The organism is Collinsella aerofaciens, assembly GCF_015670745.1.
Lineage (GTDB): Bacteria > Actinomycetota > Coriobacteriia > Coriobacteriales > Coriobacteriaceae > Collinsella > Collinsella aerofaciens_T.
Map to the genome: position 1 here is coordinate 28,704 of NZ_JADPCH010000013.1, position 13,534 is coordinate 42,237.

The 13,534-nt window shown below is 60.5% G+C and carries 12 protein-coding genes; 5 read left to right on the plus strand and 7 right to left on the minus strand.

The window, feature by feature from the left end; all coding sequences use genetic code 11:
* Positions 1-101 precede the first annotated feature (101 nt).
* Positions 102-806: a class I SAM-dependent methyltransferase gene (locus tag I4W07_RS06025; protein WP_196025954.1), complete on the plus strand. Its 705-nt coding sequence runs from the start codon at positions 102-104 to the stop codon at positions 804-806.
* A 48-nt stretch (positions 807-854) separates the two neighbouring features.
* Here the strand turns inward: I4W07_RS06025 and I4W07_RS06030 are convergent, their stop codons facing one another.
* On the minus strand, positions 855-1,103 hold the full coding sequence (locus I4W07_RS06030) for a hypothetical protein (RefSeq protein WP_229025960.1): 249 nt from the start codon (positions 1,101-1,103) through the stop codon (positions 855-857).
* Positions 1,104-1,228: 125 nt separating this feature from the next.
* On the opposite strand from I4W07_RS06030, the gene I4W07_RS06035 reads away from it, so the two are divergent.
* The 4 genes from I4W07_RS06035 to I4W07_RS06050 all read left to right on the plus strand — a co-directional run bounded on the left by I4W07_RS06035 (position 1,229) and on the right by I4W07_RS06050 (position 7,751).
* Positions 1,229-1,717, plus strand: a complete 489-nt coding sequence (locus I4W07_RS06035; protein WP_138375184.1) for a GNAT family N-acetyltransferase — start codon at positions 1,229-1,231, stop codon at positions 1,715-1,717.
* Between the two features lie 312 nt (positions 1,718-2,029).
* Positions 2,030-4,033 carry an elongation factor G gene (locus I4W07_RS06040; RefSeq protein WP_196025955.1) on the plus strand — a complete coding sequence of 668 codons (2,004 nt, stop codon included), beginning with the start codon at positions 2,030-2,032 and terminating at the stop codon, positions 4,031-4,033.
* Between the two features lie 93 nt (positions 4,034-4,126).
* On the plus strand, positions 4,127-5,245 hold the full coding sequence (locus I4W07_RS06045; protein ID WP_196025956.1) for an AAA family ATPase: 1,119 nt from the start codon (positions 4,127-4,129) through the stop codon (positions 5,243-5,245).
* Positions 5,238-7,751, plus strand: coding sequence for an excinuclease ABC subunit UvrA (locus I4W07_RS06050; protein ID WP_196025957.1), 2,514 nt, complete (start codon positions 5,238-5,240; stop codon positions 7,749-7,751). Before I4W07_RS06045 ends, I4W07_RS06050 begins: the two co-directional genes overlap by 8 nt.
* A 40-nt stretch (positions 7,752-7,791) precedes the next feature.
* On the opposite strand, the gene I4W07_RS06055 is transcribed toward I4W07_RS06050, so the two are convergent.
* The 6 genes from I4W07_RS06055 to I4W07_RS06080 all read right to left on the minus strand — a co-directional run bounded on the left by I4W07_RS06055 (position 7,792) and on the right by I4W07_RS06080 (position 13,534).
* Positions 7,792-8,892 (minus strand): ATP-binding protein, encoded by a 1,101-nt coding sequence (locus I4W07_RS06055; RefSeq protein WP_271739761.1) that lies wholly within the window; start codon positions 8,890-8,892, stop codon positions 7,792-7,794.
* A 143-nt stretch (positions 8,893-9,035) separates the two neighbouring features.
* Positions 9,036-9,635, minus strand: a complete 600-nt coding sequence (locus tag I4W07_RS06060; RefSeq protein ID WP_161115302.1) for a tRNA (cytidine(34)-2'-O)-methyltransferase — start codon at positions 9,633-9,635, stop codon at positions 9,036-9,038.
* Between the two features lie 95 nt (positions 9,636-9,730).
* Entirely contained in the window at positions 9,731-10,861 is a 1,131-nt protein-coding gene (locus tag I4W07_RS06065) for a GTP-binding protein (RefSeq protein WP_035137003.1), read from the minus strand.
* A gap of 86 nt (positions 10,862-10,947) precedes the next feature.
* A complete protein-coding gene (locus I4W07_RS06070; RefSeq protein ID WP_055252194.1) occupies positions 10,948-11,289 on the minus strand; it encodes an arsenate reductase family protein in 342 nt (113 codons plus the stop codon).
* Positions 11,290-11,306: 17 nt separating this feature from the next.
* A complete protein-coding gene (locus I4W07_RS06075; protein WP_196025958.1) occupies positions 11,307-11,930 on the minus strand; it encodes a flavodoxin family protein in 624 nt (207 codons plus the stop codon).
* 74 nt (positions 11,931-12,004) lie between these two features.
* On the minus strand, positions 12,005-13,534 hold the full coding sequence (locus tag I4W07_RS06080; protein WP_196025959.1) for a diguanylate cyclase domain-containing protein: 1,530 nt from the start codon (positions 13,532-13,534) through the stop codon (positions 12,005-12,007).

A 13,534-nucleotide genomic window follows, 5' to 3' on the forward strand; every position in this document is an offset into this window, starting at 1 on the left:
TTGGGATGCTGTGGGCCATGTCGCATGTGGGACAATAGCGGACGGTTGGGTGCCGGCATAAACGGCGCTCACGTATTCGTTTTGCTTGTTAAGGAGTACCCATGGGCGTCGTCGATCCCTTTTCTGTTGCTCGGGCCGCGGGGCTTGAGCTGACCGGGAAGCCCGAGGGCCTCACGCTCACTGACGGCACGATGGAGCTGCGCGCCGATTTTGACCGCATGCTGCCGCGGCTCAAGCAGGGCCGTCTGCGGCAAGAGCTGCTGGTAAAGGCTGCGCGCGCAAAAGGCATCGAGAGCCCATGGGCGATTGACGCCACGGCAGGCTTTGGCGAGGATTCGCTGCTGCTGGCGACCGCGGGCTTTACCGTCGATCTGTATGAACAGGATTGCGTGATCGCGGCGCTCCTCAAGGATGCCTTGGATCGTGCGGCAGATGATCCGGCGCTTGCGACAGCCGTGGCACGCATGCGCTTACATGCCGGCGAGGACAGCATTGCCGGTCTTCGCCATACAGCTGAGCTGATCGAGCAGGGCGAGCTCGCCGCTCCCGACGTGGTGTATCTGGACCCCATGTTTCCCGAGCGCACCAAGAGCGCGGCGGTTAAAAAGAAGTTCCAACTCTTGCATCATCTGGAACAGCCGTGCGCCGATGAGGAGACGTTGGTCGAAGCTGCGCTTGCGGTGCACCCGCGCAAGGTCGTTATCAAGCGACCGGTGAAGGGGCCACTGCTTGCCGGCGTTAAGCCGAGCTATCAACTTGCGGGCAAGGCCGTTCGTTACGATGTTTTGGTGCCGCCGCGCCCGTAGCTTGCGTGCGATGGCTGGCGCTCCGTCAATGCCGTGCCGATGCGGCGCCTATTTCCAAGGGTGCGACGTCAGGTGCCATCCGCCGCAGTATTCGCATTTGTAGCAGGCCAAACCGCGCCGCCCGCGGTTTTCGCAGTCGGCCATAACGGCCTCGGCCTCGGCGCGCGTGTCGTAACGGTTTTTGCGCTCGCACGACTTGTAGCGCCAGGCCTCATCGCGCTCGGCGTCCAGGGCGTCGCGGCGCTCGTCCTCGCGTGCAAACAGGTCGCTCATATCGCCGCCGGTGGCAGTGCTCAAAAACTCGCTTTTTGCTTTTGACCAGGCGGCTCGCTTTTTGCTCCCCATCTGCATCGCGCCCCTCTCCAAACGTTGGTATCATTGCTCAATCAAAGTGATACCAATAAACGTGAGGTCGCCGCGTGATGATCAGAAAAACTCTCGATACCGACATTCCCGCTGTCATGGCTATCTATGACGCGGCCCGCGCCTTTATGCGCGCGCATGGCAACGCCACACAGTGGCCCGAGGGCACGCCTTCTGCCGAGCAACTGGCTGCCGATATCGCCGCCGGTGGCAGCTATGTGTGCGAAGTCGATGGCCGCGTGGTGGCGACGTTTGCCTTTTTGCCGGGCCCGGACGAGTGCTATGACGTAATTGAGGATGGTCAATGGCGCAGCGACACTCCGTACGCCGTGCTGCACCGTGTGGCGTCCGATGGCACCGTGCACGGTATCGCGGCTGCGATGTTTGCCTTTGCCAAGGAGCGTGCCGATCACCTGCGCATCGACACGCATCAGGACAACCTGCCCATGCAGGGAGCCATCGCCAAGGCCGGGTTTAAGCGCGCCGGTATCGTATATGTGTCGGACGGTACGCCGCGCGTCGCGTTTGATTGGCTGCGCGAGGCATAGTGGCCGAGTCACATACCAGCGTTTCACCGAAATGAAAATGGCCCCGAGTGGGGCCATTTTTGGTAAAACGCGTTGTTGTGGGGCTCGCGTTGCTACCGTCCCAGATGACCCCGGGCAGACAAAAAAGGGAGGTGCCGGCTTTCGCAAGGCGCGAACCTACGAAAATCACCGCGCGGCAACGCGGAGCGATGAGCTCGGTCGGGGGATAGGGCCCGCTTCGCCCGCCGGCTCGTAAATTGTATCATCCAGTGTGGAACGAGGACGCCCGTTGCCGCGTGCGATGGGCTTGTAGCTTGTAATAAGAGGAGAGCCATGTCGAAGCAGGCAGTCGTTGGAATCTTGGCGCATGTCGATGCCGGCAAGACCACGTTGGCCGAGGCCATGTTGTTCAACGCGGGTCGCATTCGCAAGCGCGGCCGCGTGGACGATGGCGATTCGCATCTGGACACTAACGCGATCGAGCGCGAGCGCGGCATTACGATCTTCTCGTCGCAGGCCGTGCTCGACCACGGCGATACCCACGTCATGCTTGTGGATGCGCCCGGCCACGTCGATTTTTCGGCCGAGGCGGAGCGCACGCTGCGCGCGCTCGACTATGCGATTTTGGTTGTGGGTGCCAACGACGGCGTGCAGGGGCACACCGAAACCCTGTGGCGCCTGCTTGCGCGCTATGACATTCCGACGTTCATCTTTATCAACAAAATCGATTTGGAGAATCCCGGCCGCGATGTTTTGCTGGCACAGCTTGGGCAACGTCTTTCCGAGGGCTGCCTGGATGCCAGCGAACTGTTGGTGGGTGGTGCCGTTCAGGAGGACGCTGCTGCGTTGGACGAGGCGGCGCTCGAGGAGTTTCTCGACGCAGGGGAGCTTTCGACTGCCACGCTTTCGCGGCTGGTCGCAGAGCGAAAGTTGTTTCCCTGCTTTGCGGGCTCGGCGCTCAAGGACCAGGGTGTGGCAGAGCTACTCGACGGCATATGCGCTTTGATGCGCGAGCGAATATGGCCCCAGGAGTTCGCCGCGCGAGTCTACCGCGTGAGTCGTGGAGACCGTGGCGAGCGTCTTGCCTGGGTCAAGGTGACGGGCGGTGTACTGCGTGCAAAGCAAGTTGTCGAGGGATGCTCTGGCGCCTCCACTTGGGAGCAAAAGATCGACCAGGTGCGCATCTATAACGGCGAGAAGTATGAGCTTGCCCAAGAAGTTGCTGCTGGCGGTATTTGTGCCGTGACGGGCCTTGCGCACGTTCGCCCAGGGGATGCCTTGGGCGCGGAGCCCGTGGGCGATGCGCCTGTCATCGCTCCGGTCCTCACCTATACGGTGCTTCCGGGCGAACACGATGTCCACGCGGTGTTCAAAGCACTGACAGAGTTGGCGGACGAAGATCTCATGCTCGGCGTAAGCTGGAACACTCATCTTGAGCAGATTCATTTGCAGCTGATGGGCGCCGTGCAACTCGAGGTCGTGCAGCGGGTGTTGGCCGATCGCTTTGGCCTTTCGGTTGCGTTTGAGTCTGGCGGCATTCTCTATAAGGAGACTATTTCGCAGCCGGTCGAGGGCGTGGGCCACTTTGAGCCGCTGCGCCACTATGCCGAGGTACATCTGCGCCTGGAGCCGTTGCCAGCGGGTTCGGGCGTGCAGTTTGGCACCGTGACCTCGACCGACGAACTCGATCTTAACTGGCAGCGTTTGGCACTCACCAACGCCATGGAGCGCGATCACCTGGGCGCGCTGACCGGCTCGCCCATCACCGATGTGTGCATTACGCTCACGGGCGGCCGTGCGCATGCCAAACACACCGAGGGCGGCGATTTTCGCCAGGCCACGTACCGCGCGATTCGCCAGGGGCTCATGCAGGCGCGTGAGGCTGGCGCGGCGGTACTGTTGGAGCCGTGGTATCGCTTTGAGCTCGAGGTGCCGGGGGAGTGCGTGGGCCGGGCGCTCTCGGATGCCACGCGTATGGGTGCCGAGTACGAGCCGCCGACGATAACAGGCGACCGGGCGAAGCTTGCGGGTCGCGTGCCGGCATCCGAAGTGCAGGATTATGCGCTGGAGGTGGCTGCCTACACGAGCGGTCGCGGTCATCTGTACCTGGAGTTCGCCGGCTATGCGGCTTGCCATGATGCCGAGCGCGTCATCGAGACGGCCGCCTATGAGCCAGAAGCCGATCTGCCCAACACGCCCGACTCGGTCTTTTGCTCTCACAGCGCCGGTTACACGGTCAAATGGTACGACGTACCCGCCGCGGCGCACGTAAAGATCGATCCCGCCACCTTCCGCCCCTGGCGAGCAGCAGACGCCGAGTTTTTCGGCCACATGTGACAAAGGGACAGTTCCTTTGTCACATGCTATTGGTATAACTCGGTATAAGTTGGTATAACTATTACCAGGGTTTGCCAATCCGAGGAGGCCGACATGAATCCAAATCCCTTTAAGCCCACGGCTGGCAAGCGGCCTCCGATACTCATCGGTCGCGAGTCGGTCATCGGAGATTTTGAGGAAGGGCTCGATAACGGCGCCGGAGCGCCGGGTAGGCTCATGCTCATTACGGGAAACCGCGGCTGCGGCAAGACGGTTCTCCTGCGGGAGCTGCAGCGTTTAGCTAGCGAGCGCGGATGGGCGGTTGTCTCCGATTCCGCTTCGCTTGGCTTATGCGACCGATTGGCCGACGCGCTTCGCTCGAATAAACCCGTTGTGACGTCAATGGAGTTCGGTCCGTCGTTTGGTCGGATGTCGGTCGAGGCGGCGCGGGCAAAGGGCGAGATGTTGCGAGGGCTGGTCAACGAGCGCCTTAAGAAGCTCGGTCCAGGCAAAGGCATACTGTTTGCGATTGACGAGGCGCAATCGGCGTCTATCGAGGAGCTGGCGGCCCTTGCCGTTCTCTATCAGCAGGTGCTCGGAGACCAGGATGCCACGGGCTTGCCCGATAGCGAGCAGCGCGGTCTTGCGCTGGTGTTCGCCGGCTTACCCAGTATGGTTGACGACCTGCTCGAAGAGCCGAGCGTGACGTTTTTGCGGCGTGCCCAGCAGCGTACGCTGGGGGCGATATCCTTGCCCAAGGTGCGTGATTCATATATCCAGGCGGTCAAAGATGCTGGTCTTTACGTTGACGCGGAGACGGCGGACCTTGCGGCGCGCAAGAGCATGGGGCATCCCTATATGGTTCAGCTGGTGGGATATTACATGTGGCGGTCTGCTGTCCGGCGTAGCTCGCAGGTCATCGAAAGGCGCGATGTCGAGGATGGCCATGCGGATGCCGTCTCCGAGTTCTACGAAGCGGTTGACGCGCCTCTGTATTACGGGCTGCGCAGTCCACAGCGCCTCTTTATCGAGGCCATGGCGGTTGACGAGGGCAAACCGACTCGCATGGCGGATATCATTGAGCGCTGCGATCGCACCCAGAGCTGGGCGAGCAAATATCGCGCAAGCCTGATTCGCGAGCGTGTCATCGAGGCTGCCGGATACGGCCTCGTCCGATTTACCGTGCCCATGCTGGGCGCGTACATTCGCGATCGAGTTTTATGGCATGAGTAGGGTGATAAAGGTGACGGAACAGAAGATGAGCCCGCAGGCTATCGAGGTGCGTGGCGCGCGCGTTCATAACCTTAAAGACATCGATATCGATATTCCGCTGGGAAAGCTTGTGGGCATTGCCGGCGTGTCGGGTTCGGGCAAGAGTTCGCTGGCGCTGGGGGTTCTTTATGCCGAGGGCTCGCGCCGTTACCTGGAGGCGCTCAGCACCTATACCCGCCGTCGCCTGACGCAGGCCGAGCACGCTCAGGTGGATGAGGTGCTGCACGTGCCGGCGGCACTCGCATTGCATCAGCGCCCCAGCGTGCCGGGCGTGCGGTCCACTTTTGGCACCATGACTGAACTCAACAATAGCCTGCGTCTGCTCTTTAGCCGTTGCGCCCATCATGTGTGCCCGCATTGCGGGGCGCGTGTGGAGCCGAGCCTTAACGTTGCCGCAGGCCTGTCGCTCGCGTGCCCTGCATGCGGTCGTGAGTTCTACGCGCCGAGCGCCGAGGACCTTGCGTTTAACAGCGGCGGTGCGTGTCCCACCTGCGGCGGCACCGGTGCCATGCGCGAGGTGGACGAGGCGAGCTTGGTACCCGACGAGTCAAAGACTATCAACGAGGGCGCGGTGCTTCCTTGGGGCACGCTCATGTGGGATCTGATGAAGCAGGTGGCCGGCGAGATGGGCGTGCGCACCGACGTGCCGTTTAACCAGCTCACGCCTCAAGAGCGCGACATCGTGTTTCATGGTTCGGCGGTTAAGAAGCACATTCTCTACGTCCCCAAAAACGGCGAGGGCGCCACGCCGCTCGACTTTACCTATTACAACGCCGTCTATACCGTCGAGAATGCGCTCGCCAAGGTTAAGGACGATAAGGGTTTAAAACGCGTTGCGCGCTTTTTGCGCGAGGGGCCATGCCGCGATTGCGGCGGCACGCGTCTCTCCGAGGCTGCGCGCCTGCCTCAGGTGCGCGGTATCAATTTGGCGCAGGCCGCGGCCATGACGCTAGGCGAGGCGATTGAGTGGGTGCGCGGGGTGCCTGCATCCTTGCCGACTGAGATGCAGCCCATGGCAGCGGATATCTGCGATTCGTATTTGAGTGCGGCCCGTCGCCTGGTCGACCTGGGTCTCGATTACCTTTCACTCGACCGCGCCGGTGCCACGCTCTCCACGGGTGAGCGCCAGCGCGTCCAGCTCGCCCGTGTGGTGCGCAACCGATCGACGGGCGTGCTCTATGTACTGGACGAGCCTTCGATCGGCTTGCACCCTGCCAATGTCGACGGCTTGGTGGGCGTAATGCGCGATCTGGTGGATGATGGCAACACCGTGGTTGTTGTCGACCACGATACACGTGTGCTGGCGGAGGCTGATTATCTGGTCGAGATGGGCCCCGTTGCCGGAGCGGGCGGCGGCAGTGTAATCGCTGCGGGCACGGTGGACGAGGTCGAACAATTGCGGGGCAGCCGCATCGCTCCGTTTTTGCGCGCAGAGCCCAAGCGCTTGCGTCCGCAGGTGACTGACGACGACATGTTCGACCGGGGACATATCCGCATGGCAACCGATACCATCCACACCGTCAAGCCGCTCGAAGTCGATATCCCGCGCGGTCGCCTTGTCGCGGTGACGGGCGTTTCGGGTTCGGGCAAGACGACATTGGTGCTCGAGACGCTCATTCCGGCACTCAAGGCGCAGGCAGCCAGTGGGCGCCTGCCAAAACATGTGCGTTGGGTCGACGCCGAGGGTATCGCCCGTGCCAACCTGATTGACGCCACGCCCATCGGCGCCAACGTGCGCTCGACGGTGGCGACTTATGCCGACATCCATGACGAACTGCGTCGCGCCTTCGCCCGTACGCCCGAGGCCAAGGCAGCCGGCTACAAGGCGGGTGCCTTTAGCTACAACACTGGCGCCTTGCGCTGCCCTACGTGCGATGGAACGGGCTCGATTTCGCTCGACGTGCAGTTTTTGCCCGACGTCGAGATCGTCTGCCCGGCATGCCGTGGTTCGCGCTACGCCGAGGCCGCCTCGCATATCCATCGCGAGGGCAAGGACGGGAGTCTGCTTACGCTGCCGCAGCTTATGGACATGAGTGTGGACGAGGCCATCGACGTCACACTGGGACTCAAGAAGGTTCAGACGCGCTTACAGACTTTGCACGACCTGGGCCTGGGTTATCTCACGCTTGGCGAGCCCACACCGGCGCTTTCGGGCGGCGAGGCGCAGCGTCTTAAGCTTGCGAGCGAGATGGGCCGTGTGCAGGACGATGCCGTATTCGTGTTCGACGAGCCCACGATCGGCCTGCATCCGCTCGATGTTCAGGTGCTGTTGAACGTGTTTGACGGCCTCGTTGCCAAGGGCGCCACAGTTATCGTGATCGAGCATGACCTCGACCTTATCCGTAACGCCGATTACGTGATTGACATGGGCCCGGGCGGTGGCGATGCGGGCGGGCAAATCGTCTGCGCCGGTACGCCAGGCGACATCGCAGTCTGCTCCAAGAGCATCACCGGTCGCTACCTATAGGCAATGTGACAAAGGGGCTGCCTCTTTGTCACATTGATTTCTATTTCACGCATTGAGCCGCGAGATAGTCGCGGAAGAATGGCAATTCAAATGCGACGAGCCCTCGTCCTCGTTCTCCGATGATGCCGGCATCTATCATGCGGCGTCGGTAGCGGGAGACCTGCTGCGGCGAACGCTTAAGGCGCTCGACAAGGTCAGCGGTGGTGGACTCTTCCTCGTCATCGAGCATGGCGATGAGGAATCGCTTGTCCTCTGCAGTGAGTTCCCGATAGGTTGCCGCGAGGATTCGGTCGTCCATCTCGTCGCGCGCGATTTTGATTCCCAGGTCAAAGTCGCGTGACGAGATTTCCTTCGAATCGCTTGTGAGATCCCAGGCACGGTAGCCTACGAGTTGCAATAGGAAGGGAAAACCAGAGATCGAGCGAACGGCTCTATCGATTCCCTCAGCATCTGCCAGGCGATCGTTTTCCTGGATTGTGCGAATCAAGGCCTCGCGTACGTCATAGTCGGCAATGCGACCCAGATGATATTGTTGGGCGCGGCGAAGGAACGAGACCGTCTTGTGGTTCAGCAACGTCGAGACGTTGTTGGGAAGCCCCGCCATGAGCAGCGCGACGCGTTTCCCATCGGTCACAAAGTGCTGATACGTCGCTGCGAGCTGAATCATCTCGTCGAGTGTCGGGTCTACCTCGTCAACCGTGACGAGCAGACCGGTGCCCGCCTCGTTGAGCTGGTCGATGATGTCGCTCATGCGATAACGCCAGGTTGAGGCATCGTGAACGCGATTGACCTCGATACTGCCGAGCGGTGCAATTCCGAGACCGGTGACTTCGAAGTTCTTAGACGGGTCGATAAGATGGCCGGCAGCACGTTTCGCCCCGAACTCGATTTCCTCAAGCATTCCCGGGAGCGCGGTTGTCTTTACGGCAATCCAGCCGTGGGATTCCGCCCTTGTCGCGAGCGACGACATGAGAGCGGTTTTACCGGTTCCACGCGCGCCTGAGAAGATCGAGGTCAATTCTGGGCGCCTGCGCTGGCTCAAGAAGGCACGGTCCAAATCCCGAATAATCTGTTGTCTGCCAGCGAGATGGGCAGGAACCTCACCAAAACTGGGGGTAAACGGGTTCTCGAGATATTTCACAAGACTCTCCTTTCACACCGCCGTTTAACTTCATTTTACTTTAGTTAATTCTGATTAAAAGTGAGGGCCTTTATCTAGAGCATCAATTAGGCGTGTGTGCCATCGACGTGGCGCTCGAATGTGGCAAAAGGATAGTCCCTTTGTCACATTCCCGGAAAGCCTGCCTGGCGTAGGGCCTCGTAGAGGACGATGGCGGCGCTGTTGGAGAGGTTGAGGGCGCTGATGCGGTAGTCGTCGGGGTTAACGAAGTTGCCGCAGATATCCTGCTGCAGGATGGCCTCGTGGCTGTCCTCGGTATGCCCGAGCGATTCCTCGTGAGCTTCCCAAGTCTCGGCGTTATCGAGTGAGTCGCAATCGCGCAGCATGGGGATGCGCTCGCAGCGCTCGGGCGCCGCGGCGAGCAGCTCCTCGGGAATGCCCGAGCTCTCGCTGCCAAAGACCAAGTAGTCACCGTCACGGTAGGTGCTTTGCGCATAGGTCCTGCGCGCCTTTTTGGTCAGCAGATGCAGACGCTCGTCGGTAGGGGAGAGGCCGTTACGCGCAAGGAAATCCTCCCAGCTGGCATAGGTCGTCACGTCCAAGTTTTGCCAGTAGCCCAGTCCGGCGCGACGCACCGTCTTGTCGTCGAGCGAAAACCCCAGCGGCTCCACCAGATGCAGGCGGGCGCCGGTAACCACGCAGGTGCGGCCGATATTGCCCGTATTGGCCGGAATCTCGGGCGCATACAGCACAATGTTGAACATGAATCTCCTTGGCTCAGAACGAAAAACCACCACGAAGGGCACCTTCGTGGTGGTTTGGCGGTTACGTAAGCGGAAAAATACCCGCTTGGATAAACCTAGGCGCGGTGCCAGTCGGTCAGGCAGGCATCGAGGGAGGCGATGAGCGCATCCTTGTCCATGTGACGGCCGATGATGCACAGGCTCGTCATACGGTCGCCCGTCTCGTCGTCCCAAATCTGCATGATCTCGGGGTTCTCGTCGATGATCTTCTGTTTCTCGCCCTCGGGCGCCGAGTCGACAAACAGGCCGTTCTCCATCAGGCGCATCTGGTGGCCGGCCTGCTCAAACATGTAGCACATGTCCGGATCGCCGGTCTGCCACAGCGGGCCTTTGACGCGAATGACCTCGTCGGGCCACTCCTGCTCAACAAAATCGGTGAACTTCTGCAGGTCAAACGGCTTACGGCGCGAGTACACAAAGGTCTCGATGTCGTACTCGAGCACCTCGGGGTCGTCGTGCTCCTCGGGATGCTCCATGGCCTCGATCCAAGCGGCGGAGTTGTAGGCGCGCATAAAGTCGAAGCGGTCGGTATCGAGCAGCTCCTCCATGGGGACCTCGCCGTTTTGGGCCTCGACGATCACGGCGTCTTTCTGCAGGCTGCGCACGATGGCCTTGAGCTCGGCGATCTGCTCAGGGCTCACGGTATCGGTCTTGTTGAGGATCAGCGTGGAGCAGAACTCGATCTGCTGGATGAGCAGGCTCTCGATGTCGTCCTCGTCGATATCCTCAGCCAGCAGGTCGCGACCGCCGTTGAACTCGTCGTACATGCGGGCACAGTCGACCACGGCCACGATGTTGTCGAGCGCGAGCTTAGGCTCGCCGCCCACCTTGGCCTCGTCGCAGAAGCTCGAGATGGTGTAGGCGATGGGGATGGGCTCGCAAATGCCCGAGGCCTCGATGATGATGTAATCGAAGTTGCCCGAATCGGCGATGCCCTGCAGCTGGTTAGCAAGGTCGTCCGAAAGCGTGCAGCAAATGCAGCCGTTGGTGAGCGGGATGAGGTCGTCGGTCTCGGAAAGGCCGCCGTCGGCGATGAGGCTGGCGTCCACATTGATCTCGCCAATATCGTTGACGATCACGGCGGCGCGGATACCGCCGTCGTTAGCGAGGATGTGGTTGAGCAGCGTGGTCTTGCCGGCACCGAGGTATCCGGTAAGCATGATGATTTTCACGGGTTTGTTGGGCATGTGCCCTCCTTTGTTAGACATGGCTTACAGTTGAATCATATGCCAAACGCCTGCTCTTATACCCACGCGCCGGCAAATAACACAGGCTACTCCCAGGCTCCCCATACATCGGGGCAATAACCGACGGTGGCCTTTTTGCCGTTGCGCACGATGGGCTCGGCCAAGACCTGCTGGTTCTCGAGCAGCTTGTCGAAGCGCTGGCTAGGGGTGAGGTGCTGGATGAGCGCGAGCGTCTCCTCGTCCTTAGCCTTGGGGTTGAGCAGCTTGTCGATGCCGCCGACCGCCTGCATCACGCTCGTGAGCTCGCCCTTGCTCATCTCCTTTTCCTTAAGGTCAATAAACTGCACCTTAATGCGGCGCTCCTTAAAATAGCGCTGGGCCTTCTTGGTATCGAAGGACTTTTTGGTGCCAAAAATCTGCACGTTCATGTATTTGTTCCGCCGTTCTACCTGATGAAGTTGGTGCGCTCGCGATCGGCTTCGGGGGCTTCGATGCCGGCGGCCTGTCCTGCCTCGATACAATGCAGGAGCCAGGCCATGTTCTTGCCGATGTTGCGCATGGTGGCCAGGCCCTCGGCGTCTTGGGCGGCCTCGCCCGGCATGGCGCCAAACACGTTGTTCCAGTACGTGGAAGCAACCACGGGCATCTGGTTGATGGTGAAGTACTTATTGAGCACGTCGAAGGTGGTCGACGTGCCGCCGCGACGGGCAACGGCGACGGCAGCGCCCGGCTTGTGTGCAAAGGCTTTGCTGCCGGCATAGAAGGCGCGATCGAGGGCCGAAAGGATGCGTCCGCTGGGGTGCGCATAGTAGACGGGCGAGCCAAAGACAAAACCATCTGCCTGCTCGGCGGCAGCGATCAGCTCGTTCACCACGTCATCGTTAAAGGTGCAGCGGCAATCGAGCTTGCCGCACTGACCACAGCCAATGCAGTCGCGAATGGGCTTGGTGCCCAGCTGAAACACCTCGGTATCAATGTCTTCTGCATTGAGCTGCTCGGCGACCTCGGCGAGTGCACGGGCGGTGTTGCCGTTTGCCTTGGGGCTGCCATTGACCAAAAGAACCTTCATCACAAACTCCCTCTGCTTTTGGTGACTTCTGCAGAGGATTATCGCACGATGGGGGAGGCGGCGCGGGCGCGGCGCTAATCCAGTTTGGTGCCTGGCACCTGCACGGCTTTTCCGAGCAACGCTTTGAGCTCGTTCAAAATGGAAACGGGCTGACGGTCGACGCCGTCCAGATGGAGCGTGGCCACGCGAATGGGTGGCTGATATTCAAATGGGCCAAAGAGCACGGGCGAACCCAGGAACCGCTCGATTTCCTCTGCAATCGCATCGGTTTCTTCGGGATCAAAGTCGTCGAAAAGAGCCACGAACATCGGCCCCGTCGAGCGGAACATACGACCCTTACCGCGCGAGCATTCCACCAGACAGGCGGCACATTCTGCCAAAACGCGGTCGCCCGCATCAAAGCCAAAGCGGGCATTGACCTGAGCGATATCGTCGATTTTGATGGCGATCAAACCAGTCTTGCGCGCCACGCGACGCATTTCACCAATGGCGTTGACCAGGGCGTGAATATCGCCCAGGCCGGTCACGGAATCAGTCGTATCTGCCAAGCTTCGGTTGATGATAATGCCCACATACATGCTGGGCTCGGTATCGGTGCCGTCCAAGCGGTAGCCTGTGCAGTCGCAAAGCGCGTACGCTCCGGTGGCATCCATTACACGATACTGCATGTAGTGGAAGTGCCACGTGCCGTTTATCACCATGTCGAGCTCGGCGCGTACGTTGTCGCGGTCCTCGGGGTGTACGCGGGCAAGCCACATATCGACCGAGTTAAAAGGGTGCTGGGAGGGCAGGTCAAAATCGCGTACGGCGTTGACCGACCATTGCGATTCGCCCGTATCGAGATTGAGGATAAACGGATAGCACGTCTTGGAGCTCATAGAGATCGCTTGGAATACGCGGTCGTTGCACGGAAGCTGCTCGGCAATTGGGTGCTGCGGCGCGTCATTGTCTTTCGGCTGCTGCACGCGATGCATAAGCTTATAGCGATACATCTTGCGATCGGCATCCATCGTCATCTGGCGACGCGTGTCGCCGGCAAGTGGATTGACGCGCGAGCAGCCAAAGCTAAAGCTACCGATCATGGGCGCCTTGCCGCCCGAGCTCGCCTCGATTAGTCCGGTACGTACCTGCTCCAAGCGCTGCTCGAGTTCAGTCTCGTTTGCGGAGGGCGAGATAAACACAAACTCGTCTCCACCGATACGGAACAGCATCTCATCGTGCTCCATGGTTTCGGAGAGCGTGCGGCAGATGCTCAGAATATAGCGGTTGCCTTCGGCGTGGCCGAACCTATCATTGCAATGCTTGAGATGGTCGATGTCAATATAGGCGCAGGTAAAGGGTTCGCCTTTGCGCCAGAGTTGCTCGACGTGACGGTCGAATCCGTTGCGGTTGCCCAAGTTGGTGAGCGGATCGATATAGGCGTTGCGCTCAAGCAGCTGGCGCTCTTGTTGCAGGATGGCATGCGTCTTTTGCAGTTGCTCGCCAACGGCGCGTAGCCCAGCAGGCAGCGCGGCAACATCGAGTTCGGCGGTCGAGACGCCGTTCGCAAGTCGCTGAAGATAGGCAATAATCGATTGCTCGCCCAGGCGATACGACTCGTTCAT